The organism is Enterobacter sp. JJBC, from assembly GCF_036936505.1.
Classification (GTDB): Bacteria; Pseudomonadota; Gammaproteobacteria; order Enterobacterales; family Enterobacteriaceae; genus Enterobacter; species Enterobacter hormaechei_C.
Genome location: NZ_CP136935.1, coordinates 1,549,310 through 1,574,478, shown reverse-complemented (window position 1 = coordinate 1,574,478; position 25,169 = coordinate 1,549,310). Strand labels below are relative to the sequence as shown.

General features: G+C 58.2%; 22 protein-coding genes. 12 read left to right on the top strand and 10 right to left on the bottom strand.

Features of this window, described 5'->3' with window-relative positions:
- Window positions 1–24: 24 nt before the first annotated feature.
- Together RY075_RS07515 and RY075_RS07510 are read left to right on the top strand one after the other, a co-directional pair.
- Window positions 25–1,239: an MFS transporter gene (locus RY075_RS07515; protein WP_022650682.1), complete on the top strand. Its 1,215-nt coding sequence runs from the start codon at window positions 25–27 to the stop codon at window positions 1,237–1,239.
- On the top strand, window positions 1,229–2,041 hold the full coding sequence (locus RY075_RS07510) for a Cof-type HAD-IIB family hydrolase (protein WP_338628373.1): 813 nt from the start codon (window positions 1,229–1,231) through the stop codon (window positions 2,039–2,041). Before RY075_RS07515 ends, RY075_RS07510 begins: the two co-directional genes overlap by 11 nt.
- 524 nt (window positions 2,042–2,565) lie before the next feature.
- On the opposite strand, the gene RY075_RS07505 is transcribed toward RY075_RS07510, so the two are convergent.
- Entirely contained in the window at window positions 2,566–3,798 is a 1,233-nt protein-coding gene (locus RY075_RS07505; protein WP_032608925.1) for an MFS transporter, read from the bottom strand.
- A gap of 167 nt (window positions 3,799–3,965) precedes the next feature.
- On the opposite strand from RY075_RS07505, the gene RY075_RS07500 reads away from it, so the two are divergent.
- From RY075_RS07500 to deoR, 3 genes are all read left to right on the top strand, one after another.
- Entirely contained in the window at window positions 3,966–4,694 is a 729-nt protein-coding gene (locus RY075_RS07500) for a phosphatase PAP2 family protein (RefSeq protein WP_022650679.1), read from the top strand.
- A gap of 7 nt (window positions 4,695–4,701) precedes the next feature.
- Window positions 4,702–5,310: an undecaprenyl-diphosphate phosphatase gene (gene ybjG / locus RY075_RS07495; protein ID WP_003858405.1), complete on the top strand. Its 609-nt coding sequence runs from the start codon at window positions 4,702–4,704 to the stop codon at window positions 5,308–5,310.
- Between the two features lie 67 nt (window positions 5,311–5,377).
- On the top strand, window positions 5,378–6,136 hold the full coding sequence (gene deoR / locus RY075_RS07490; RefSeq protein ID WP_022650678.1) for a DNA-binding transcriptional repressor DeoR: 759 nt from the start codon (window positions 5,378–5,380) through the stop codon (window positions 6,134–6,136).
- A gap of 40 nt (window positions 6,137–6,176) precedes the next feature.
- Here the strand turns inward: deoR and dacC are convergent, their stop codons facing one another.
- Window positions 6,177–7,382, bottom strand: coding sequence for a serine-type D-Ala-D-Ala carboxypeptidase (gene dacC, locus RY075_RS07485; protein ID WP_048245041.1), 1,206 nt, complete (start codon window positions 7,380–7,382; stop codon window positions 6,177–6,179).
- 243 nt (window positions 7,383–7,625) lie between these two features.
- Between dacC and RY075_RS07480 the strand changes: the two genes are divergently transcribed.
- Window positions 7,626–8,252, top strand: coding sequence for a glutathione S-transferase family protein (locus tag RY075_RS07480; protein ID WP_003858411.1), 627 nt, complete (start codon window positions 7,626–7,628; stop codon window positions 8,250–8,252).
- On the opposite strand, the gene RY075_RS07475 is transcribed toward RY075_RS07480, so the two are convergent.
- Complete coding sequence (locus tag RY075_RS07475) at window positions 8,253–9,371, bottom strand: PQQ-dependent sugar dehydrogenase (RefSeq protein ID WP_338628371.1); 1,119 nt, start codon at window positions 9,369–9,371, stop codon at window positions 8,253–8,255. It lies immediately after the preceding gene.
- A 106-nt stretch (window positions 9,372–9,477) separates the two neighbouring features.
- The gene (gene bssR / locus RY075_RS07470; protein WP_003858412.1) at window positions 9,478–9,861 is read right to left on the bottom strand and encodes a biofilm formation regulator BssR; all 384 of its coding nucleotides are present in this window, start codon (window positions 9,859–9,861) and stop codon (window positions 9,478–9,480) included.
- Between the two features lie 216 nt (window positions 9,862–10,077).
- On the opposite strand from bssR, the gene rimO reads away from it, so the two are divergent.
- Window positions 10,078–11,403: a 30S ribosomal protein S12 methylthiotransferase RimO gene (gene rimO, locus RY075_RS07465; protein ID WP_022650675.1), complete on the top strand. Its 1,326-nt coding sequence runs from the start codon at window positions 10,078–10,080 to the stop codon at window positions 11,401–11,403.
- 63 nt (window positions 11,404–11,466) lie between these two features.
- On the opposite strand, the gene gsiD is transcribed toward rimO, so the two are convergent.
- From gsiD to iaaA, 5 genes are read right to left on the bottom strand one after another with little or no spacing between them, the layout of a single operon-like run.
- Window positions 11,467–12,378, bottom strand: a complete 912-nt coding sequence (gene gsiD / locus RY075_RS07460; protein WP_022650674.1) for a glutathione ABC transporter permease GsiD — start codon at window positions 12,376–12,378, stop codon at window positions 11,467–11,469.
- Between the two features lies 1 nt (window position 12,379).
- Window positions 12,380–13,300, bottom strand: coding sequence for a glutathione ABC transporter permease GsiC (gsiC, locus tag RY075_RS07455; RefSeq protein ID WP_006809475.1), 921 nt, complete (start codon window positions 13,298–13,300; stop codon window positions 12,380–12,382).
- A gap of 5 nt (window positions 13,301–13,305) precedes the next feature.
- Window positions 13,306–14,844, bottom strand: a complete 1,539-nt coding sequence (gene gsiB, locus RY075_RS07450; RefSeq protein ID WP_045336955.1) for a glutathione ABC transporter substrate-binding protein GsiB — start codon at window positions 14,842–14,844, stop codon at window positions 13,306–13,308.
- Between the two features lie 23 nt (window positions 14,845–14,867).
- Window positions 14,868–16,739 (bottom strand): glutathione ABC transporter ATP-binding protein GsiA, encoded by a 1,872-nt coding sequence (gene gsiA, locus RY075_RS07445; RefSeq protein ID WP_048209045.1) that lies wholly within the window; start codon window positions 16,737–16,739, stop codon window positions 14,868–14,870.
- An 11-nt stretch (window positions 16,740–16,750) separates the two neighbouring features.
- Complete coding sequence (iaaA, locus tag RY075_RS07440; RefSeq protein ID WP_023315701.1) at window positions 16,751–17,689, bottom strand: beta-aspartyl-peptidase; 939 nt, start codon at window positions 17,687–17,689, stop codon at window positions 16,751–16,753.
- A 189-nt stretch (window positions 17,690–17,878) separates the two neighbouring features.
- Between iaaA and moeA the strand changes: the two genes are divergently transcribed.
- Both moeA and moeB read left to right on the top strand, forming a co-directional pair.
- Window positions 17,879–19,111, top strand: a complete 1,233-nt coding sequence (gene moeA, locus RY075_RS07435; RefSeq protein WP_063855223.1) for a molybdopterin molybdotransferase MoeA — start codon at window positions 17,879–17,881, stop codon at window positions 19,109–19,111.
- A gap of 1 nt (window position 19,112) precedes the next feature.
- Window positions 19,113–19,865, top strand: a complete 753-nt coding sequence (moeB, locus tag RY075_RS07430; RefSeq protein ID WP_022650669.1) for a molybdopterin-synthase adenylyltransferase MoeB — start codon at window positions 19,113–19,115, stop codon at window positions 19,863–19,865.
- Between the two features lie 89 nt (window positions 19,866–19,954).
- Here moeB and fsa read toward each other — a convergent pair whose 3' ends face one another.
- Window positions 19,955–20,617, bottom strand: a complete 663-nt coding sequence (fsa, locus tag RY075_RS07425; protein ID WP_017384896.1) for a fructose-6-phosphate aldolase — start codon at window positions 20,615–20,617, stop codon at window positions 19,955–19,957.
- A 127-nt stretch (window positions 20,618–20,744) separates the two neighbouring features.
- Between fsa and RY075_RS07420 the strand changes: the two genes are divergently transcribed.
- From RY075_RS07420 to RY075_RS07410, 3 genes are all read left to right on the top strand, one after another.
- Complete coding sequence (locus RY075_RS07420) at window positions 20,745–21,644, top strand: glycyl-radical enzyme activating protein (RefSeq protein WP_126525156.1); 900 nt, start codon at window positions 20,745–20,747, stop codon at window positions 21,642–21,644.
- Window positions 21,645–21,648: 4 nt separating this feature from the next.
- Window positions 21,649–24,069 carry a formate C-acetyltransferase/glycerol dehydratase family glycyl radical enzyme gene (locus tag RY075_RS07415; RefSeq protein ID WP_338628366.1) on the top strand — a complete coding sequence of 807 codons (2,421 nt, stop codon included), beginning with the start codon at window positions 21,649–21,651 and terminating at the stop codon, window positions 24,067–24,069.
- 155 nt (window positions 24,070–24,224) lie between these two features.
- Window positions 24,225–25,040 (top strand): Cof-type HAD-IIB family hydrolase, encoded by an 816-nt coding sequence (locus RY075_RS07410; protein ID WP_232967361.1) that lies wholly within the window; start codon window positions 24,225–24,227, stop codon window positions 25,038–25,040.
- Window positions 25,041–25,169: the final 129 nt, after the last annotated feature.

Here is a 25,169-nt window from a genome sequence, read left to right as displayed (position 1 = left end):
GTTGTACTTCTGGTGCTGATCCCAATGACGCTAACTTCTCCTCGCAAAGCCCTGCATCTGCGCATGTGGGCGCTGTTTATGTTCTTCTTCATCCCCGGGCTGCTGATGGCTTCCTGGGCAACGCGCACCCCGGCAATCCGCGATACGCTGTCCGTCTCGACGGCGGAGATGGGGATCGTACTGTTTGGCCTGTCGATTGGCTCGATGAGCGGCATCCTCTGCTCGGCCTGGCTGGTGAAGCGCTTTGGCACGCGCGCGGTGATTCGCACCACCATGTGCTGCGCCGTGGTGGGAATGCTCGGTCTGAGCGTGGCGCTGTGGTTCGCCTCGCCGCTGATGTTTGCCCTTGGGCTGATGGTATTTGGCGGCAGCTTTGGTGCGGCGGAAGTGGCCATTAACGTCGAGGGGGCCGCCGTCGAACAGGCGATGAACAAAACGGTGCTGCCGATGATGCATGGTTTTTACAGCCTCGGCACGCTGGCGGGCGCGGGCGTGGGGATGGCGCTGACGGCGCTGGGCATTGCGGCCAATGTGCACATTTTGCTGGCGGCGCTGGTCTGTATTATCCCGATCCTCACCGGCATCAGGGCTATTCCCGCAGGCACAGGACAACACGCCACGGACGAACAGAAGTCTGCGGAAAAAGGGTTGCCCTTTTATCGTGATTTCCAGCTAATGCTGATTGGCGTGGTGGTGCTGGCGATGGCGTTTGCTGAAGGCTCCGCCAACGACTGGCTACCGTTGCTGATGGTGGACGGGCACGGATTTAGCCCCACCTCCGGCTCGCTGATTTACGCCGGGTTTACGCTCGGCATGACCGTCGGACGCTTTACCGGGGGCTGGTTTATCGACCGTTACAGCCGCGTGGCTGTCGTCCGTGCCAGCGCCCTGCTGGGCGGGCTGGGCATCGCGATGATTATCTTTGTGGATGTGGACTGGATTGCCGGCGTGTCGGTGATCCTGTGGGGACTGGGCGCCTCCCTTGGCTTCCCGCTGACCATTTCCGCTGCCAGCGATACCGGCCCCGACGCGCCGACGCGCGTGAGCGTCGTGGCGACCACGGGCTACCTCGCTTTCCTGGTGGGCCCGCCGCTGCTTGGATTCCTCGGTGAGCACTACGGGTTACGCAGCGCGATGCTGGTGGTATTAGGGTTAGTCATTATTGCCGCCCTGGTGGCGCGAGCGGTGGCAAAACCGGAAGCAGAAACAACGTCAATGGAGAAGGGATATGAGCGTTAAACTGATTGCAGTCGACATGGATGGCTCCTTCCTGAGCGATGCGAAAACCTATAACCGCGCGCGTTTTCTGGCGCAGTACGCGCGCATGAAAGCGCAAGGCATCCGTTTTGTGGTCGCCAGCGGAAACCAGTACTACCAGCTGATCTCATTTTTCCCGGAGATCGCCCATGAAATTGCCTTCGTCGCCGAAAACGGCGGCTGGGTGGTAGATGCGGGCGAAGACGTGTTTAACGGCGAACTGTCGAAAGAGCATTTTCTGACCGTCGCCACCCTGTTAAACGACGTGCCCGGCATTGAGATAATTGCCTGCGGAAAAAACAGCGCCTACACGCTGAAAACGTATAACGACCTCTTCAAAGAGATTGCTGCGAAATACTATCACCGCCTTGAAAGCGTCAGCAGCTTTGACAACCTCAACGATATTTTCTTCAAATTCGGGCTAAACGTCTCTGACGACGAAATTCCGCGCATTCAGGCGCTGCTGCATGAGAAGCTTGGCGACATCATGGTGCCGGTGACCAAGGGACACGGCAGTATCGACCTGATTATCCCCGGCGTACACAAAGCTAACGGCCTGCGGATCCTGCAAGCGCGCTGGGGCATTGAGGACAGTGAAGTGGTGGCCTTTGGCGACAGCGGTAACGACGTGGAGATGTTGCGCCAGGCTGGGTTTGGCTTCGCGATGGCCAATGCCAGACCGCACATTAAGGCGGTGGCCCGCTATGAAGCGCCGAACAATAATGACGAAGGGGTGCTGGACGTAATTGATAGGGTGCTGGACGGGGAGGCGCCGTTTAATTGATTCCGTGCGCTCTGGTGCCCTCATCCTAACCCTCTCCCACAGGGCTGAGGGTTCCCCACAAAATAATGCCTGCACAGACGGCCCCCTCTCCCTTGAGGGAGAGGGCTGGGGTGAGGGGGAACATACGGCTCTGGTGGTCATTCCGTTCACTTTATGTTCCTTGCTACTCTGTCACGACATGACCGGTGAACGTGCCAGGGTGGCTCAGTCGCCACCACCCTGGCGACCCGGGCTTCCGGCGGAAAATCGCCGCTTCGCGGTGCCTTCGGCTTATTCCTTCCGGCTTATCGGGGACGGGCGGAGGTAACATCCCTGTAAAGCCCGCTCTCTCGGCGCATCCCTGCGCCTCGCCCCGGCCTACAGGAAACGCCTCAGCGATTTACAGCCGGACCGGGGCATCGCTGAAAGCCCTCAGTTATTCTGAGGCAACGTTATCGCTTTTGCTTTCAAATTACTGGGGATCCCTCAGCCCACACGGAGAGGGAACTGTCCCGAGCTCGCCCAGGGGGGAGAGGGGATAAGGATTACGGTTGCAGGGCGTTTCCGACGCGTTTGTCTTTCAGGAATACCACCATCAGGGCAATCCACAGCACGCCGTTGGCGAGGTTGAACAGGCTGAACAGCCCGTTTCCGCCAAAAGCATAAGCATGCTTGCTCACCTCAATTCCGACGGTGAAAATCAGCATTTGCAGCATCCCCATCGCGGCAGACACCGTGCCTTTACTCATTTCACTGGCGAACAGCGTCAGGCGTACCAGACCGGCATTCGCCACGCCGATACCAAACGCGTAAATGCTCAGCCCCGCCGTCATCCACAGGTACGCATGAGACGAGGCTACGGTCGCCACCGCCGCGATAATCAGCCCTGCCGCTATGGGCCAACCGCCCATAATAATCAGCGAACGCACGGTACGGCGTGACGTCAGACGCGCCAGCACCAGGTTACCGATAATCAGCGCGCCAAAAATCGGCACCTGTAACAGGCCATACTCATAGCTGCTAAGCTGTTCGCCGCTGATGATAATGACCGGCGACTGGGCAATCCACGCCAGCAGCGGCAGGCTGACAAAGCCCGTCGCCAGCGCGCCCGCGACAAAACGGCCGTTTTTCAGCACCGCCTTATAATCACGCCCCAGCTCTTTAAGCGAGAGCTTTTCGCCCAGGCGGGTGGCGGTCTCCGGCATCGCACGGTGCAGACCAAAGAAAGAGATGGCCGCAAGCGCGGCAAAGAGCACGAACATCCCTTCCCACGGCGCGACGTGGACCCATGCGGCTCCCACCAGCGGCCCCAGAAGCGGTGCAATCAGCGCCACGTTCGCCATCAGCGCGGTAATTTTGATACATACCGCCTCCTCAAACGACTCCTGAATAGCGGCGTAGCCCACGGCACCAATAAAGCACAGGCTCACGCCCTGAAGGAAACGCAGCAACGTAAACTGCTCAATGTTCTGCGCCAGCAGCGTGGCGAGACAGGTGACGATAAACCATACCACGCCCGTCAGCATCACTGGGCGGCGGCCAATACGATCCGACAGCGGCCCTAAAAGCCACTGTAAAAACATGCCGCCCGCGAGATAGGCGGTCATCGATGTAGGTACCCACTCAATACCTGCGTTGTACTGCTCAACCACAGCCAGCATGCCTGGCTGGATCATGTCGTTGCCGATGTAGGTAGAGAATTCATAAAGCACCAGACACAGAGGAAAAAGTAACGCCTGACGACCCAGACGATTACCGGAAGAAGAACGGTTTATCATGCAATCTCTTTAATATGAAAAAATCGCGATGAGTGTAATGAATTGTCGCTGTCTGAGATAGCAAATTAACGTGAAAAAACAGAAATAAGGCACTTATCGTTGTTGTTTAAGGTTTCCTTAAGTTGCCCTCCTTATGATAGTGCTATTTCACGTTATTGACCGAAACTATGACACACGCCGTCAGCCCTTCAGAATTATCTAAGTTACCGACAAATAAGACAAAACGCCTTTACCGTTTGCCTGCCCGCTTTTATGGTTATCAGCTTTTCGTGCTGATCGTCCTTGCGCTGCTTTTTACCTGGCTTTCGCGCGATGAATCGCTTGACCGATGGATCACCGGCTTCTGGTATGACGCGGCGACGCATCATTTCCCGCTACAGCAAAATCCGCTGCTGGATCTGCTCAACCATCGGCTGGCGAAATATGTGGCCATTGCCCTGGCCGTCATCGCGCTGGTTTACGGGGCTTACAGACGCAATGCCCGGCTGGTGACGGCCGCGCTTCTGATGGGTCTGGGCGCGCTCGTTGTAGGAGCCCTGAAAAGCATGAGCCACCACAGCTGTCCGTGGGATCTGGTGGAGTATGGCGGCAAAGCCGTCTCGTATCCCCTGTTCAGCGCGATTCCGGCCGACAGCGGACCGGGACGCTGCTTTCCCGGCGGCCACGCCTCAAGCGGGTTTATGGTGATGGGGCTGTTTTTTGCCTTCTGGCGTGAACGTCCACGCCTGGCCTGGACCTTTGTCGCGTTGGGCGTTGTTATGGGGCTGCTGATGGGATTCGGGCAGGTCATGCGCGGCGCGCATTTTTTCTCTCACAACCTGTGGGCCGGGTGGTGGGTCTGGTTTTCCCAGGTGCTGGTTTACGGGCTGGTTTCCGCCTGGTTTGCTAAAGAGTAACGAGATTATGTTAGAAAATCTGAACTACGAACTGTTTTACCTGCTCAACGCCACGCCGTCGTCACCGGAATGGATGATCGATCTCGCCACCTTCATTGCGAAAGATGTGATCAGCATTGTACCGGCGCTGGCGGTGATCCTCTGGTTATGGGGACCTCGTACACAGGTCACCGCCCAGCGCCATCTGGTGATCAAAATGGCGATGGCGATCGGCGTCAGCGTGCTGGCAAGCTACGTGCTGGGCCACGCCTTCCCACACGATCGTCCGTTTGTCGATCGCGTCGGCTACAACTTCCTGCACCATGCGCCGGACGACTCGTTCCCGAGCGATCACGGCACGGTGATCTTCACCTTTGCGCTGGCCTTCCTGTTCTGGCATCGCCTGTGGTCCGGCGTAGTGCTGATGGGCGTGGCGGTCGCCATCGCCTGGTCCCGCGTCTACCTGGGCGTGCACTGGCCGCTGGATATGGTCGGCGGTTTCCTGGTGGGACTGATGGGCTGCGTCAGCGCAGCCATCCTGTGGAGCCTCTTTGGTCCGGCGCTTTATCGTGGATTATCACAGGCCTATCGCGTTCTGTTTGCCCTTCCGATCCGCAAAGGCTGGATACGTGACTAACCCCGGTCCGTCAGGTTACACTTGAGCCCCCGCCCTGCGGGGGCTCACTTTTTTAGCCCGAGGATCTATGGAAACACGTCGCGATGACCGCATTGCTCAGCTGCTCCAGGCGCTGAAGCGCAGCGATAAGCTGCATCTTAAGGAAGCCGCTACCCTGCTTGGCGTGTCTGAAATGACCATTCGTCGCGATCTGAACAGCGACAGCGCCCCCGTTGTGCTGCTTGGCGGGTATATTGTTCTGGAGCCGCGTAGCGCCAGCCATTATCTGTTAAGCGATCAAAAAACACGCCTGGTGGAGGAGAAGCGCAAAGCCGCGCGGCTCGCCGCCTCGCTGGTGCAGCCGCATCAAACGCTTTTTTTTGACTGCGGTACGACAACCCCGTGGATCATCGAGGCCATCGACAGCACCGTTCCCTTTACCGCCGTCTGTTATTCGCTAAACACCTTCCTGGCCTTGCAGGAGAAACCGGCGTGCCGGGTGATTTTGTGTGGCGGCGAATTTCATGCCAGCAACGCCATTTTCAAACCGCTGAATATTCAGGACACGCTGAGCAATGTATGCCCGGATATCGCCTTTTACTCTGCGGCGGGCGTGAATGTGAAACAGGGGGCAACCTGTTTTAATCTTGAAGAGTTACCGGTGAAACAGTGGGCGCTCAACGCCGCACAGCAGCATGTGCTGGTGGTTGATCACAGTAAATTTGGCAAGGTCCGTCCGGCAAGAATGGGAGAGCTGTCGCGCTTTGACGCCATCGTCAGTGATTGCCGCCCGGATGACGAGCTGGTGGCATACGCGAAAGCGCAGCAGGTGAAGTTGATGTATTGAGGTTATGCCGGGTAAGGCGAAGCCGCCACCCGGCAAAAACTTAGCTGAACCAGCTGCCAAACCAGCCGTGGAATTTCATTAACACAAAGTCCCATATCCGGCTGAAGAAGCCGCCCTCTTCCACCGCTTCCATTACCACCAGCGGACGCTGCTCAATGGATTTGCCGTTAAGCTGGAAATCTATCGTCCCGACCACCTGGCCTTTTTTTAACGGCGCGGTCAGCTGTGGCTCGGTCAGGGTATAGCTCGCTTTCAGGTTTTTCAGCTGGCCGCGCGGAATGGTGACGGACCCCGCTTCACCTGCCCCCAGGTTTACTTCACTTTTATCACCAAACCAGACGCGCTGGCTGACGAAGGTGGCGTCCGGCTTAATCGGCGTGACGGTTTCAAAGAAGCGGAAACCCCAGGTCAGCAGTTTTTCTGACTCGTTAAAACGAATGCGGTCGGTTTTCGTGCCCAGCACCACCGAGATCAGGCGCATATCGCCCTGCGTCGCAGAAGCCACCAGGTTGTATCCGGCCCCGGCAGTTGTACCGGTTTTCATGCCGTCCACGTTAACGTTACTGCTCCAGAGCAGGCGGTTACGGTTAGGCTGGCGAATATTATTGAAGGTAAACTCTTTCTCTTTATGGATGGCGTACTCATCCGGAACGTCATGGATCAGCGCTTTGCCCAGCAGCGCCATATCGCGCGCGGTACTGAACTGACCCGGCGCATCCAGGCCGTGAACGGTTTTAAAGGTGGTATTGTTCAGACCCAGTTTTTTCGCGTAGCCATTCATCAGCCCAATAAATGAGTCCTGACTGCCCGCGACGTAATCGGCCAGCGCAATACAGGCATCATTTCCCGACTGAATAATGACCCCTTTATTCAGATCGGAAACGGAGACCTGATCACCGGGCTTCAGGAACATCACGGACGAGCCGCGCAGCGCCGGGTTACCGGTCGCCCAGGCATCTTTCCCGACGGTGACCATGTCATTCAGCTTGATCTTGCCTGCTTTTAACGCCTGGCCGACCACATAGCTGGTCATAATTTTCGTCAGGCTCGCCGGGTCGAGTTTTTCGTCGGCGTTACCTTCCGCCAGCACTTTCCCGCTGGCGTAATCCATCAGGATCCAGGCGCGCGCATCAACAGGCGGCGCTTCGGGCGCTGTCTGTTCCGCCGCATGAAGCGTTGGGGCAAAAAGGAAAAGCAGCGCCGAGCCTGCCGCCAGGCTGCGCAGAGAAGAAGTTTTTTGCGTCATAAATGCCACCCGAGTGTCCATTCTAAAAATCACGTCACAATCACCGTGTCGCAAGAAGCGATGAGTAATAGCGCACTACAGCCTTCAAAGAAACCTGTTCCAGGTAAAGTTTTTAAAGTTTATGCAATAACATTCAGATACGCTTTGATTGCGGCGTTTTTTTTAGCATCTGTTGCGTAATTGTTAGGTTTATCTCACCATGGCGAAAAGCTGACTCGGATTCACATCTCATCGGGAGTAAATATGATTACGCTGTGGGGCAGGAACAATTCGACTAACGTGAAGAAAGTGCTCTGGACGCTGGAGGAGCTGGATTTACCGTTCAACCAAATTATGGCTGGCATGGCGTTCGGGGTGAATAAAGACGCCGACTATCTGGCGATGAACCCAAACGGGCTGGTGCCGTTGCTGCGCGATGACGAGACAGACGCCACGCTGTGGGAGTCCAATACCATTGTGCGTTATCTTGCCGCGCAGTACGGCCAGGGTCGCCTGTGGGTTGAAAATCCGGCCCAGCGCGCGCAGGGCGAAAAATGGATGGACTGGGCAAACCAGACGCTTTCCCCCACGCACCGCGTGATCCTGATGGGGCTTATCCGTACGCCGGAAGCCGATCGTGATTATCCCGCCATTCATGCCGCCCAGGATGCGTGTGAGTCGCTGTTTGCGATGATGGACGACGAACTGGCGAAGCATACCTGGTTCTCCGGCGACACGTTCGGCGTGGGCGATATCGCCGTCGCCCCCTTCGTCTGGAACCTCACTAACATGGGTCTCAGCTGGACCCCGCGCCCTCACCTTGAGCGCTGGATCCAGCAGCTCAGCGAGCGCCCGGCGTATCGCAACGTGGTGATGATCCCGGTGACCTGATTACGACCCGGACGGGCTGACTTTCCAAAGCTGCCCGTCCGTCTCGTCGGTCAGCACGTACAGATAACCATCCGGCCCGACGCGCGCATCGCGGATACGCTGATCTTTATCCCCAAGAATTCGCCCATCCTCCGTCACGCTATTGCCCTTCACGCTCAGCACGATGACGTCTTTCTCCTTCAGCGCGCCGATAAACAGCTTGTTTTTCCACTGCGGGAAGACGTCGCTGTTGTAGAACGCCATGCCGCTGACGGCGGGCGACACTTTCCAGACAAACAGCGGTTTTTCAGTGCCCTCAACGTGCTCGCCTTTCGCTTCCGGGATTTTCAGCCCGCTGTAATTGATCCCGTGCGTCGCCAGGGGCCAGCCGTAGTTTTTGCCCTTCTCAGGAATGTTAATCTCATCCCCACCGCGTGGTCCGTGTTCGTTGAGCCACAGCGTGTCACTCCACGGGTTCATCGCCATTCCCTGCGGGTTGCGAATGCCATAGGACCAGATTTCCGGGCGCGCTCCGGCGGTGTTCACAAACGGATTATCCGGTGGCACTTTTCCGTCCTCCGTCAGGCGCACCACCTTGCCCTGAAGCTTGTCCAGATCCTGCGCCGTCGGGCGCTGGTTGTTTTCACCCAGGCCAATAAAGAGATGGCCTTTGCCGTCGAACACCAGCCGTCCGCCAAAGTGGTTGCCGGTAGAGAGCTTCGGCATCTGTCGGAACACCACCTGGAAGCCCTCAATGCGCGACAGGTCATCGCTCAACCGCCCATAGCCCACCGCGGTACCCGCTTTGCCATCATTACCTGCCTCGGCGAAGCTGAGCCAGACCCGCCGTGATTGTGCAAAATCCGGGGCCAGCGCGACGTCCAGCAGTCCGCCCTGGCCGCTCGCCCACACTTTCGGCACGCCGACAATCGGATCGGAGAGCCCTTTCCCTGCCTGCCAGTGCTTAAGCTGCCCGTCTTTGAGCGTGATGAGCAGCCCCTTGTTATCTGGCAGAAACGCCAGCGACCAGGGGTGATCCAGTTTTGTCTGTAGCACGTCGACCTTAACCGTCTCAGGCGCTGCAAGCAGTGAAAGCGGGAATAACAAGACTGGAAGGAAAATCAGCGAGGATCGAGGCATAACGCACTCCTTTATCGACATATGGCTTAAAGATTAGCCACTGTTCCCGGGTGCGTTACCACTTTTACAAAAGCTTAATCAGAAGGGGGAGTTGCCTCCCCCGCGTTCAGTGCCGGGCAAGCGTTTCCGGCTTGTTCAGACACATAATGCAAAGCGCGAGCGTGGTCAGGCAGTTTTCAAGCTTCTCCGCGTTAACGGCAATAAAATTCGGGCAGTCGTGACGTCCGTTCATCAAACAGACCCCGGCGATGGAGAGCACCTCGGCGGCGCGGCGCAGCGCCACTAATTCGCTTTCAGCGTAGTGCGCTTTCAGGATGGGTGCTTTTTCACGCATGAAATTGCAAAGTTCAAAGAAGTTATCACGCAGATTTTCGCTTTCGCTGACTGACATATACCCTTTCGCCTTGCGGAGTTGCAGATATGCAGCCAGGTCGATTCGGGCGTTGATCAGCTTGTTAAGCAGATCGCGTTTCAGTCTGTCAACGGACATGCTATTCCTCCTCTGTCAGCCATGTTACCTCATTAAGAATAAGGTCATTTTTTGTACAATGTAATGCCTGGGATCAATAAACGATAACTGATTAACATTCTTTACAATGTTACAACGATTGCCGGCCTCAACTGCGCCATCAAGAGTGTATAAATCCCCTGCGATACGCTGTAAAATCCCGCCCTGATAACTCCATAATTGATGAATTTTTAACCTATGAGCAATGTTACGCACCCGCCGAAAATCGGCTTTGTCTCCCTGGGCTGCCCGAAGAACCTGGTGGACTCCGAACGCATCCTGACTGAACTTCGCACTGAAGGCTATGACGTGGTGCCAAGCTACGACAACGCCGACATGGTGATCGTCAACACCTGCGGCTTTATCGACAGCGCGGTTCAGGAATCCCTGGAAGCCATTGGTGAAGCCCTGACGGAAAACGGCAAAGTGATTGTGACCGGCTGCCTGGGCGCAAAAGAAGACCAGATCCGTGAAGTGCACCCGAAGGTGCTGGAGATCACCGGTCCACACAGCTACGAGCAGGTGCTGGAACATGTTCATCACTACGTCCCCAAACCAAAGCACAACCCGTTCCTGAGCCTGGTGCCGGAACAGGGCGTGAAGCTGACGCCGCGCCACTACGCCTACCTGAAAATTTCCGAAGGCTGCAACCATCGCTGCACCTTCTGCATCATCCCGTCGATGCGTGGCGATCTGGTGAGCCGTCCGATTGGCGAGGTGCTGGCAGAAGCCAAACGCCTGGCCGACGCGGGCGTGAAGGAGCTGCTGGTCATCTCCCAGGACACCTCCGCCTACGGCGTGGACGTTAAACACCGTTCCGGTTTCCACAACGGCGAGCCAGTGAAAACCAGCATGGTCGGCCTGTGCGAGCAGCTGGCTAAGCTCGGGATCTGGACGCGCCTGCACTACGTCTACCCGTACCCGCACGTTGACGATGTGATCCCGCTGATGGCGGAAGGCAAAATCCTGCCGTACCTGGATATCCCGCTACAGCATGCCAGCCCGCGCATTCTGAAGCTGATGAAACGCCCTGGCTCCGTTGACCGCCAGCTGGCGCGCATCAAGCAGTGGCGTGAAATCTGTCCGGATCTGACCCTGCGCTCCACCTTTATTGTCGGCTTCCCGGGTGAAACCGAAGAAGATTTCCAGATGCTGCTCGACTTCCTGAAAGAGGCGCGTCTGGATCGCGTCGGCTGCTTCAAGTACAGCCCGGTTGAAGGCGCAACGGCCAACGAGCTGGCGGACCAGGTACCGGAAGAGGTAAAAGAGGAGCGCTGGAACCGCTTTATGCAGCTGCAACAGCAGATCTCTGCTGAACGCTTGCAGGAGAAAGTGGGCCGCGAAATTCTGGTGATTATCGACGAAGTGGACGAAGAAGGCGCGATTGGCCGCAGCATGGCGGATGCGCCTGAAATCGACGGCGCGGTGTACCTGAACGGCGAAACCAACGTCAAGCCGGGCGATATTATTCGCGTGAAGGTCGAAAACGCCGACGAGTATGATTTGTGGGGCAGCCGGGTTTAATCTCCCCACGCCTCTGTTCCAGGCCGGGTAAGGCGTCGCCGCCACCCGGCACATTCCACAGCACTACCCTTTTATCCGCGGATCCAGCGCGTCGCGCAGCCCATCCCCCAGTAAATTAAACGCCAGCACGGTCAGGAAAATCGCCAGGCTCGGGAAGATCGCCACGTGTGGCGCAATCACCATATCCGCCCGCGCCTCGTTCAGCATCGCGCCCCACTCCGGCGTCGGCGGCTGTGCGCCTAACCCCAGAAACGACAGGCTGGCCGCCGAGATAATCGACACGCCTATGCGCATGGTGAAATAGACCACGATAGACGAGACCGTTCCCGGCAGAATATGGCTGAACAGGATGGTGGCATCGCTGGCTCCCATGCTGCGCGCCGACTCGATAAAGGTCTGCTGCTTCAGCACCAGCGTGTTGCCACGTACCAGACGCGCGAAAGCGGGAATCGAGAATACCGCCACGGCGATGATGACGTTCGCCATGCCGCTGCCCATCACCGCCACCACGGCAATCGCCAGCAGAATACCGGGAAAGGCAAACAGCACATCGCAGATACGCATGATGATGCGGTCCCACCAGCCTTCGTAGTACCCGGCCACCAGCCCCAACACGGTGCCAATTGCTGCGCCCATCAGCACCGCAAAGACCCCGGCCGCCAGCGAGATCTGCGCCCCTACCAGCACGCGGCTGAAAATATCGCGCCCGAGCGAGTCCACGCCAAACCAGTGCATCATCGATGGTCCATCGTTCAGCCGGTCGTAATCGAAGTAGTTTTCCGCATCAAACGGGGCTAACCAGGGGGCGATAATCGCCACCAGGATCAGCAGTAACACAAACAACCCGGCGACCATAGCGACGGGCTGACGACGGAATCGACGCCAGAACTCAATCCACGGGGTGCGAATATGGTCCGGCCTGACCCCCGGCATAGCGTTTAAAATTGCCTGGCGACGCCAGTTCAGTAATCGCATCTTACTTATACCTGATGGCCGGGTTAATGGCGGCGTACAGCACATCCACCACTAAGTTGATAAGAATAAACTCCAGCGAGAAAAGCAGGACTTCAGCCTGAATGACCGGATAGTCACGCATATCGACCGAGTCGACCAGCAGGCGCCCCAGCCCCGGCCAGTTAAAGACCTTCTCAACCACAATAGAGCCGCCCAGCAGGAAGCCGAACTGTAGCCCCATCATCGTGACCACCGGTATCATCGCATTACGAAAACCATGCTTCAGAATGACCCATTTCTCACTCACCCCTTTTGCCCGCGCGGTGCGAATGTAATCTTCGCTCAACACGTCGACAAACGAGGCGCGGGTAAACCGGGCCATCACCGCCGCAACGGCCGCGCCAAGCGTCATAGAGGGAAGAATGTAGTGCTTCCAGGTGTCGGCCCCGACGGTCGGCAACCAGCCCAGCTCAACGGAGAAAATCTGCATCAGTAGCATACCCAGCGCAAACGCCGGGAAAGAGATGCCGGTGACCGCCAGCGCCATACCGAGCTTATCCGGCCAGCGGTTGCGCCAGACGGCGGCGACAATCCCCGCTCCCAGGCCAAACACTACCGCCCAGCTCATACTGGCAATCGTTAACCAGAAGGTAGGCATAAAGCGGCTGGCAATCTCCTCCGACACCGGACGACGCGACACCATTGAGATGCCGAAATCGCCCTGAAGGACATTGCCAATGTAACGCAGAAATTGCCTGTACAGCGGCTGGTCAAGACCGAGCTGTTTACGCACCAGTTCAATAACCGTCGCATCCGCTTCCGGTCCGGCAATCAAACGCGCTGGATCGCCGGGCAGCATATGGACAAACAAAAACACCAGCACGGCCACAATCAGCAGCGTCGGGATAAGCCCCAGCAGGCGTTTACACACATAATTCAGCATGAGTTTTATTTTAAATCCGCGTCATCAAAGCTAAAGCCCGTATCCGGCATGATGTAAAAACCGGTCAGCGCTTTGTTGTGGGCTGAGACCAGTTTTTCCACCACCAGCGGCACCCACGGCGACTCTTTCCAGATAATGTCCTGCGCCTCTTTGTACAGGCGCGCTTTCTCTTCCGGTTTGGTGGTTTTCAGGGCATCGGCCAGATCTTTATCCACCTGCGGATTACTGTAGAACGCGGTATTGAACAGCGTTGGCGGCCAGTTCTGGGAAGCAAACAGCGGCGACAGGGACCAGTCCGCTTCACCGGTTGAAGCCGTCCAGCCGGTGTAGAACATCCGCACGCCGCTCTCTTTCTGTCCTTTGCCTTCCACTTCCGCCGCTCGCTGTCCGGCATCCATCGCCGTGACCCTGGCTTTAATGCCCACCTGCGCCAGCTGCTGCTGGGTAAATTGCAGCACCTTCTGCGCGGTACTGTGGTTATGCGACGACCACAGCGTGGTGTTAAAGCCGTTCGGATAGCCCGCCTCTTTCAGCAGCTCCCGCGCTTTCGCCGGATCGTACGGCCACGGCTGGTAGCTCTGCGCATACTCGATGGCTGGCGGCATCACGCCCGTCGCGGGAGTGGCGTAACCGGCAAAGGCCACCTTCACCAGCGCCTGACGGTTAATGGCGTAGTTGATGGCTTCGCGCACCTTCGGGTTATCGAACGGTTTCTGCGTGACGTTCATGCTGATGTAGCGCTGCATTATCGACGGGCTGGCCACCAGCTCCAGCTTACTGTTTTTCGCCAGCAGCGCCGCCTGTTCGTAAGGAATTGGGAAGGCAAACTGCGCTTCGCCGGTTTGCAGCATCGCGGCACGGGTATTGTTGTCCACGACCGGACGCCAGGTGATGGTATCCAGCTTCGGCAGCCCCTGCTGCCAGTATCCGGCGAATTTTTTTACCTTCACAAAATCGGTCTGGTTCCAGGTAAGCAGTTCGTACGGCCCGGTTCCCACCGGGTGGAAGCCAATCTCTTTGCCGTATTTTTTCAGGGCGGCGGGCGAAATCATCGCCGTCGCGGGATGCGCCAGAATATTGATAAACGCCGAGAACGGCTCTTTCAGGGTGATCTTCACCGTCGCCGGGTCAACCACTTCGGTGCTGGCGATATTTTTATACAGGTTGTAGCGCTTAAGACCGTTCTCCGGATTGCTGGCACGGTCCAGGTTGATCTTAACCGCCTCGGCGTTGAAGTCGGTGCCGTCCTGGAACTTCACGCCGGTACGGAGCTTAACGGTATAGACCAGCCCATCGTCCGACACGGTATAGCCTTCCGCCAGCACGTTTTTCAGCTTCATCTCGCGGTCCAGGCCGAACAGCCCCTGGTAGAAAGATTTTGCCACCGCCTGAGAAAGGGTGTCGTTAGCATCATACGGATCCAGCGTCGTGAAGTTAGACCCCACAGCCACCACCACATCTTTCGCCGCGAACGCGGGGGCGGCGGCCAGCGCAGCCGTCACGCTCGCGGCAAGCAGCCATTGACGAGCAACAAAAGGAACCATTGTGTTCTCCTGCCTGTTGTAAGTTATAACCGCGAGAATGCATTGCCCTGACGCGGTGGTGCGACAAAATGACCGGGACCCACCTCACGCAGCGCCACGCGCTCAAGGGTTTCGCCCCGTTTACGAATATTGCTCGGCATTTCGTCCTGCAACAGCACGCGCTGGGCGTGACGATGCTCAGGATCGGCAACCGGTACGGCGGCCATCAGCTTGCGGGTGTACGGGTGCTGCGGGTTTTCAAACACCGCCCGACGGGGGCCGATTTCAACTATTTGCCCCATGTACATCACCGCCACGCGATGGCTGATCCGCTCCACCACCGCCATATCGTGGGAGATAAACAGAAACGCAATGCCTAAATCCCGCTGTAAATCGAGCAGGAGATTGATGATTTGCGCGCGGATGGAGACATCCAGCGCTGACACGGACTCATCCGCAATCACCACCTTCGGATTCAGGGCTAATGCCCGGGCTATGCAGATACGCTGTCGCTGACCACCAGAAAATTCGTGCGGATAACGCCAGGCATGCTCCGGCTTCAGGCCCACGCGCTCCAGCAGCCACGCGACGCGGCGCTGCGCGGCTTCACCGTCGAGCAGGTTATGCACCCGCAGCGGCTCCATAATCGAGTACCCCACCGTATGGCGCGGATCGAGCGACGCATAAGGATCCTGGAATATAAACTGAATATCCCGGCGTACCGCCTGCAATTTACTGTTAGGTAGCGTGTCGATGCGCTCACCGTTGAAGGTGATGCTCCCCTCCTGCGACGCCACCAGCCTGAGCAGCGCCCGTCCGGTGGTGGATTTACCGCAGCCGGACTCCCCCACCAGCGCCAGCGTTTCGCCCGGCCAGAGATCAAAACTGACGTTTTCAACCGCATGCACTTCGCGCTTCACGCGATTGAGGATCCCGCTACGCAGCGGGAAACGGGTCACCAGGTCACGCACTTCGAGGATTGGCCTGCCGGGAACCACCGTATCCTGCTCGGTTTCGTCTTCCTGCTTGCCCTGTTCGGTCTGTGAGATCAGCGGAAAACGGCGCGGAAAATCACTGCCATTCATGGCCCCCAGACGCGGGACCGCCGCCAGCAGCGCTTTGGTATAAGAATGCACCGGCGCATGAAAGACCTGCTCCACCGTGCCGGTTTCCACGGCATTGCCCTGATGCATAACCAGCACCCGATCGGCAATGTCCGCCACCACCCCCATATCGTGGGTAATGAAAATCACCCCCATCTCCATCTCCTGCTGCAACACCTTAATCAGTTGCAGGATCTGGGCCTGAATGGTGACATCCAGCGCCGTGGTGGGTTCGTCCGCAATGAGTACCGCCGGACGGCACGACAGCGCCATCGCAATCATCACCCGCTGGCGCATGCCGCCGGAAAGCTGATGCGGGTAGCGGGACAAAATCGCGTGCGCCTCAGGGATACGCACCAGCTCCAGCATCCGTTTTGCTTCGTTGAGCGCCTCATCACCGCTCAGTCCCTGATGCAGGCGGATAGATTCGGCAATCTGCTCGCCCACCGGGAAAACCGGGTTCAGGGAGGTCATCGGCTCCTGAAAAATCATCGCAATGTCTGCCCCGCGCACACCCTGCATCCGGGACGCGCTCAGCTCGTTGAGATCGATAACCTGACGGTTGCGACGGCGCAACAGCATACGCTCGCTGGTGACCTGCCCGCCCGTCTGCTCAAGCAGACGCATCAGCGCCAGCGCGGTAACGGATTTACCGGAACCTGATTCGCCAACAATCGCCAGCGTCTCGCCGCGTCTGAGCGAAAACGATAAATTCTGTACTGCGGGGATGAACTGCCGCTCTTCCTGAAACGCAATATTCAGTTGGTGGACAGCCAGCACTTCGCAGTTGTCCAGCTCTTCACGGTGCGGCACGCAATGCCCCCTTATTCACGATAAATGCCTGTGCTGGGCGCATCGCCGGCATACCCCCACGCCCGGTACATCCCTTCACTGTTAAACGGCAGAGCCACGTTGCCCTCCCGATCCACCGCAATTAAGCCGCCAATCCCGCCCAGCGCCGGCAGTTTCTCCATCACTACCCGCTCGCAGGCTTCACTCAGGCTTAATCCGCCGTAATCCATTAGTGCGGTAATGTCATAGGCCGCCAGCGCGCGGATAAACACTTCGCCGGTGCCGGTGCATGACACCGCCGCGGTGGCGTTATTGGCGTAACACCCGGCCCCCGGCAGCGGGCTGTCGCCGACGCGACCGGGAAGTTTGTTGGTCATGCCGCCTGTCGACGTCGCGGCGGCGAGGTTACCGGCTTTATCCAGCGCCACCGCGCCTACCGTGCCCATTTTGCTGCGTTCATCGAGCGGCGCGGCATGGTCCAGCTGCGTCATCCCCGCTGTACGGGCCTCCAGCAGTTGCCGGTAACGCTCCTCGGTGGAAAAAAGCTCGGGCGAGACCGTGTCCATACCGTGCTCGACGGCAAATTTTTCCGCCCCCGCCCCGGCCAGCAGCACATGCGGGCTTTGTTCCATCACCAGACGCGCGGCCAGCACCGGATTACGCAGACGGCTGACGCCCGCTACCGCGCCCGCTTTCAGGGTGACGCCGTCCATCACGCAGGCATCCAGCTCGTGCGTTTCATCGCGCGTAAAGACCGAGCCAATACCGGCATTAAACAGCGGACACTCCTCCAGCAGACGCACCGCTTCGGTCACCACGTCCAGCGCGCTGTCGCCCGCTTCCAGCATCCGCTGGCCTGTTTCCACAATGGCGTTCAGCGCATCGATATAACGCTTCTCCTGCTCGGGACTGAGCTGTGCACGGGTGATTGCCCCGGCACCGCCATGAATTGCGATAACCGCTTTACTCATTTCGCATCACCCATCAGCCTGGCTGGCTGCTTTTTCTATAAATATCATTATCGTCGACGAATCTTCAGATGATTTTTGAATATAGAAAGACGCAACTGTGATGTAAAGCGTACACCCATCGGGTCATACAGTTAGCCGCACTTTTCTGCCATAATGAGCGCTTTCGTTGTTACTCCGCAGGAGCCCACCATGGATTTTACCGCCGGACTGATGCCGCTTGAGACGGCACTCTCGCAGATGCTTGATCGTATTACTCCCCTGCACGACGTTGAGACGCTGCCGCTTGTGCGCTGTTTTGGCCGTATTGCCGCGCGCGATATCGTCTCGCCGCTGAACGTGCCGGGGTTCGATAACGCGGCGATGGACGGCTATGCCGTACGTCTGGCGGATCTGCAAACGGGTCAGCCGCTGCCGGTGGCAGGGAAAGCGTTTGCCGGGCAGCCGTTAAACGGTGAGTGGCCAGCGGGCACCTGCGTGCGCATTATGACCGGCGCGCCGGTGCCAACGGGCTGTGAAGCCGTGGTGATGCAGGAAGAGACCGAACAAACGGACGACGGCGTGCGTTTTACCGCCAGCGTCAAAGCGGGACAGAATATCCGCCATATCGGGGAAGACATTACCCTGGGCGCAACGGTCTTTGCCGCCGGGCAAAAACTGACGGTCGCCGAACTGCCGGTGCTGGCATCGCTTGGCATCGCGGAGATTGACGTGGTCCGCAAAGTGCGCGTAGCGGTGTTCTCCACGGGAGACGAGCTACAGCTTCCGGGTCAGCCGCTGAACGAAGGGCAGATTTACGACACCAACCGTCTGGCGGTGCACCTGATGCTTGAGCAGCTGGGCTGCGAGGTGATTAACCTCGGTATCATTCCTGACGATCCGCAAAAACTGCGCGCGGCGTTTATCGACGCTGACGCCTCTGCCGACGTGGTGATCAGCTCCGGCGGCGTTTCGGTTGGCGAAGCGGATTACACCAAAACCTTGCTTGAAGAGCTGGGTGAAATCGCCTTCTGGAAGCTGGCGATTAAGCCGGGCAAACCGTTCGCGTTTGGCAAACTTCCGCACAGCTGGTTCTGTGGCCTGCCGGGTAACCCGGTCTCTGCCGCGCTGACCTTCTACCAGCTGGTGATCCCGCTGCTGGCGAAGCTTTCAGGCAACAATGCCAGCCCGCTGCCGGAACGTGTGCGCGTGCGGGCGGCAACGCGCCTCAAAAAATCACCGGGCCGTCTCGATTTCCAGCGCGGCATTCTGGCGCGCAACGCCGACGGCGAGCTGGAGGTGAGCACCACCGGGCATCAGGGTTCGCACATCTTTAGCTCCTTCAGCCAGGGTAACTGCTTTATCGTGCTGGAGCGCGATCGCGGCCACGTTGAGGCGGGCGAATGGGTTGAAGTGGAACGCTTTAACCACCTGTTCGGAGGCTGACATGACGATGGAACTGAGCGACCCGGAGATGATGCGCTATAACCGCCAGATCGTGCTGCGCGGATTTGATTTCGAGGGTCAGGAGGCGCTCAAGGCGGCCAGCGTGCTGGTTGTGGGTCTGGGCGGGCTGGGCTGCGCGGCAGCACAATACCTGGCTGCGGCGGGCGTCGGCAGCATGACGCTGCTGGATTTCGACACCGTGTCGGTGTCCAACCTGCAACGCCAGACGCTGCACAGCGACGCGACGGTCGGTCAGCCTAAAGTGGAATCAGCACGCACGGCGCTGGCGCGCATTAACCCCAACGTTCAGTTCACCCTGATTGACGCGATGCTGGATGACGACGCGCTGTTTGCGCAGATTGCACGGCATGACCTGGTGCTGGACTGCACCGATAACGTCGCCATTCGCAACCAGCTCAATGCGGGCTGCTTTGCCCATAAAACGCCGCTGATTTCCGGCGCGGCCATCCGCATGGAGGGGCAAATCACCGTATTCACCTACGCTGAAGGAGAGCCCTGCTACCGCTGCCTGAGCCGTCTGTTTGGCGAGAATGCGCTGACCTGCGTCGAGGCGGGCGTAATGGCGCCGCTGGTTGGCGTTATCGGTTCCTTGCAGGCCATGGAGGCGATCAAAGTGCTGGCGCACTATGGCACGCCCGCCGCGGGTAAAATCGTGATGTATGACGCGATGACCTGCCAGTTTCGCGAGATGAAGCTAATGCGTAATCCCGGGTGTGAGGTGTGCGAAGGTTAAAGCAAACGGCAACCTTCAGGTTGCCGTTTTAGTGTTTGCTCCCTCTCCCTGTGGGAGAGGGTTGGGGTGAGGGCATCAGGCCACACCCATCAAATAGACGTCCGCCCAAACGCCCCCTGCCAGTCCTGCTCAAACTTCACAATTGCCGCATCCACCGCCGGAGAGGTAATAAACTGCTGCGCCACGTCCAGCGGCAGCGTGATGGACTCGCACCCTGCCAGCAGGCAGTCCAGCGCCTGGCGCGGGGTTTTAAAGCTCGCCGCCAGCACCTTTGACTGCGGCGCGTGCAGGGTCAGCAACTGTTGCAGTTCGACCACCGTCTGGATCCCGTCCCCGCCCTGCGCGTCCACGCGGTTCACGTAAGGGGCCACATACTCAGCCCCCGCCAGTGCGGACAACATCCCCTGCGCGGCACCGTACACCGCCGTGCCCAGCGTCGGGATCCCTTCCGCTTTCAGCATCTTGATCGCCGCCAGCCCTTCAGCGGTCACGGGCACTTTCACCACCAGGTCATTGATTATCGCGCGCAGCTTACGTGCGTCTTCCACCATCCCCTCGGCAGTCTTCGCCATCACCTGAGCGAACAGCCGGCCCTTGCCGCCCAGCGCGTCGTGCAGCGCGGGCAGCAGCTCTTCCAGGGGGGTTTTACCCGCCGCCACAATGCTTGGGTTAGTGGTCACGCCCGCCAGCGGGAAGATACGCGCCAGCTTTTTGACTGCCGCAACGTCAGATGTGTCGAGATAAAGTTCCATGATGTCACCCTCAAATTTAGCCTGCACTTACCCTATCACAGCAAAACCTGCTCAGGAATTGACCCACATCAAGATAGCTTTCATTCGAAAGTAATTTAATATTCATATGTAATCCGAGGGCAAAAAAATGATCTTCAATATACAGCGTTACTCCACCCACGACGGCCCAGGTATTCGAACCGTGGTATTCCTGAAAGGCTGCTCGCTGGGCTGTCGCTGGTGTCAGAACCCGGAAAGCCGCTCCCGCAGCCGGGACGTGCTGTTTGATGCGCGTCTGTGCCTGGACGGCTGCGACCTGTGCCAGCAGGCGGCACCGGGCTGCATCGAACGCGCGCTGAATGGCCTGGTCATCCACCGCGAAAAGCTGAGTGAAGAGACGCTTGATGCCCTCACCGACTGCTGCCCGACGCAGGCGCTGACCGTTTGCGGCGAAGAACAGCAGGTCGAAGAGATCATGGCGACCGTATTGCGCGATAAACCCTTCTACGACCGCAGCGGCGGCGGGATCACCCTTTCCGGCGGCGAGCCGTTTATGAATCCGGAGCTGGCGCACGCGCTGTTTAAAGCCAGCCACGACCAGGGTATCCACACCGCCGTCGAAACCTGCCTTCACGTGCCGTGGCACTATATTGAGCCGTCATTACCGTACGTCGATCTGTTCCTCGCCGACCTGAAGCATGTCGACGGAGACGTTTTCAAGCAGTGGACGGACGGTTCGGCTAAGCGCATCCTGGACAACCTGAAACGCCTGGCCGCCGCCGGGAAAACGATCACCATCCGCGTGCCGCTGATCCAGGGCTTTAACGCCGATGAAGCGTCCGTTACCGCCATTACCAATTTCGCCGCCGATGAACTCGGCGTCGATGATATTCATTTTCTGCCGTATCACACGCTGGGCATGAACAAATACACCCTGCTCGGCCAACCCTACTCTGCCCCTGACAAACCGCTGGATAACCCTGCCCTGCTGGACTTCGCACAGCAGTATGCCTGCCAGAAAGGGTTAACCGCGACCTTACGAGGATAAACTTATGACCACCCTGAATCTCAACACCCTCAGCGAGCGCATCAAGGCGCACAAAACGGCTCTGGTGCATATCGTTAAGCCGCCGGTCTGTACCGAACGCGCGCAGCACTATACCGAAATGTATCAGCAGCATCTGGACAAGCCGATCCCGGTGCGCCGCGCCCTGGCGCTGGCGCATCACCTGGCCAAGCGTACCATCTGGATCAAGCACGACGAGCTGATCATCGGTAACCAGGCCAGCGAAGTGCGCGCCGCGCCGATCTTCCCGGAATATACCGTCTCCTGGATTGAGAAAGAGATTGACGATCTGGCGGACCGTCCGGGCGCGGGCTTTGCGGTGAGCGAAGAGAACAAGCGCGTGCTGCATGCGATCTGCCCGTGGTGGCGCGGCCAGACGGTGCAGGATCGCTGCTACGGCATGTTCACCGACGAGCAGAAAGGCCTGCTGGAAACCGGCATCATCAAAGCCGAAGGCAACATGACCTCCGGCGACGCGCACCTGGCGGTGAACTTCCCGCTGGTGCTGGAGAAAGGTCTCGACGGCCTGCGCGCCAAAGTGGCCGAGCGCCGCTCACGCATCAACCTGACGGTGCTGGAAGACCTGCACGGCGATCAGTTCCTGAAAGCCATTGATATTGTGCTGGAAGCCGTCAGCCTGCACATCAAACGCTTCGCCGATCTGGCGCGCGAGATGGCCTCCAGCGAAACCCGCGAAAGCCGCCGCGACGAGCTGCTGGCAATGGCGGAAAACTGCGACGTGATTGCTCACGAGCCGCCAAAAACCTTCTGGCAGGCGCTACAGCTGTGCTACTTCATTCAGCTAATCCTGCAAATTGAGTCCAACGGTCACTCCGTTTCCTTCGCCCGTATGGACCAGTACCTTTACCCGTACTATCGCCGCGACGTGGAGCTGGACCAGAGCCTGGATCGCGAGCACGCCATCGAGCTGCTGCACAGCTGCTGGCTGAAGCTGCTGGAGGTGAACAAAATCCGCTCCGGCTCGCACTCTAAAGCTTCCGCAGGTAGCCCGCTGTACCAGAACGTCACCATCGGCGGCCAGAAGCTGGTTAACGGTGAGCCTATGGACGCGGTGAACCCGCTCTCCTACGCGATTCTGGAATCCTGCGGTCGCCTGCGATCCACCCAGCCTAACCTGAGCGTGCGCTACCACGCGGGCATGAGCAACGACTTCCTCGACGCCTGCGTGCAGGTGATCCGCTGCGGCTTCGGGATGCCGGCGTTCAACAACGATGAAATCGTCATTCCGGAATTCATCAAGCTCGGCGTTGAACGCGACGACGCCTACGACTACGCGGCCATTGGCTGTATCGAAACCGCGGTGGGCGGCAAATGGGGCTACCGCTGCACCGGTATGAGCTTTATCAACTTCGCCCGCGTGATGCTGGCCGCGCTGGAAGGCGGCCGCGACGCCACCAGCGGCAAGGTGTTCCTGCCGCAGGAGAAAGCCCTCTCTGCCGGTAACTTCGATAACTTCGAGGAGGTGATGGCGGCGTGGGACACCCAGATCCGCTACTACACCCGCAAATCCATCGAAATTGAATACGTGGTGGACACTATGCTGGAAGAGAACGTCCACGATATTCTCTGCTCGGCGCTGGTTGACGACTGCATCGAGCGCGCGAAAAGCATTAAGCAAGGCGGCGCGAAGTATGACTGGGTTTCCGGCCTACAGGTGGGGATCGCCAACCTCGGCAACAGCCTGGCGGCGGTGAAGAAGCTGGTGTTTGACCAGGGTGTTATCGGTCAGCAACAGCTGGCGGATGACTTCGAGGGGCTAACCCACGAGCAGCTGCGCCAGCGCCTGATCAACGGCGCGCCGAAGTACGGCAACGACGACGACAGCGTGGACCTGCTGCTGACCCGCGCCTACGAAACCTACATTGAAGAGCTGAAGCAGTATCACAACCCACGCTACGGCCGCGGCCCGATTGGGGGTAACTACTACGCGGGCACGTCGTCTATCTCAGCAAACGTGCCGTTTGGCGCAGCGACCATGGCGACGCCGGACGGGCGTAAGGCGCATACCCCTCTGGCGGAAGGGGCCAGCCCGGCTTCCGGTACCGACCACCTCGGGCCGACGGCGGTGATTGGCTCCGTGGGTAAACTGCCGACGGAAGCGATTCTTGGCGGCGTGCTGCTTAACCAGAAGCTGAACCCGTCGACGCTGGAAAACGACATCGATCGCCAGAAGCTGATGGTGCTGCTGCGCACCTTCTTCGAGGTGCATAAGGGCTGGCATATTCAGTACAACATCGTCTCGCGCGAAACGCTGCTGGAAGCGAAGAAACACCCGGACCAGTACCGCGACCTGGTAGTGCGCGTCGCGGGCTACTCGGCGTTCTTCACCGCCCTGTCGCCGGATGCGCAGGACGATATTATCGCCCGTACTGAGCATACGCTGTAATAGTGTATCCCCTCTCCCTTGAGGGAGAGGGAGAAAACACTAAAAACGGCAACCTCGGTTGCCGTTTTGCTTTTACTTTCGAATGAAATTAAATTTGTGCTCCCCGTCACCTTGTTATTAGAATGTTTCAAAACGCAGTGACCCAGGAGCACAGTATGACCGTAAAAGTTATCGTCACCGATATGGACGGAACTTTCCTTGATGATGCCAAGCAGTACGATCGTGACCGCTTCCAGGCACAGTTTAAACAGCTTAAAGCCCGCAACATTGAATTTGTTGTCGCCAGCGGCAACCAGTATTACCAGCTCATCTCGTTTTTCCCGGAACTGAAGGATCAAATCTCCTTCGTGGCGGAAAACGGCGCGCTGGTCTTCGATCACGGCGAACAGATTTTCCACGGCGAACTGACCCGCCATGAGTCGCAGATCGTGATTGGCGAACTGCTGAAAGACAAAGGGCTGAACTTCGTGGCCTGCGGGCTGGAGAGCGCCTACGTCAGCGATAAAGCGCCGGACGCGTTCGTGGCGCTAATGTCAAAGCACTACCACCGCTTAAAGCGCATCAGCGATTACCGCGACATTGACGACGTGCTGTTTAAGTTCTCCCTGAACCTGCCGGACAGCGATATTCCTAATCTGGTGGATAAACTCCACGTCTCCCTGGACGGCATCATGAAGCCGGTCACCAGCGGCTTTGGCTTTGTCGATTTAATTATCCCCGGCCTGCACAAAGCCAACGGCATCAGCCGCCTGCTGAAGCGCTGGAAAATCTTTCCGCAAGAGTGCGTGGCCATTGGCGACAGCGGCAACGATGCCGAGATGCTGAAGCTGGTGAAATATTCCTTTGCGATGGGTAACGCGGCAGAGAGCATCAAAGAAATCAGCCGCTACAGCACCGATGACAACAACCATCACGGCGCGCTGAACGTCATTCAGGCCGTGCTCGACGCGCACTCCCCGTTCGACGCCTGATCCTCTTCTCGCCGGAGCCCTGCTCCGGCACCCTCACTCATTTTCCCGTCCTGTGGCGCACGTCAAGTTTTTAAACTTGCATTAACTTATTTTTAACTTAAAGTATCGCTTGTAGATACTTTTACTTTC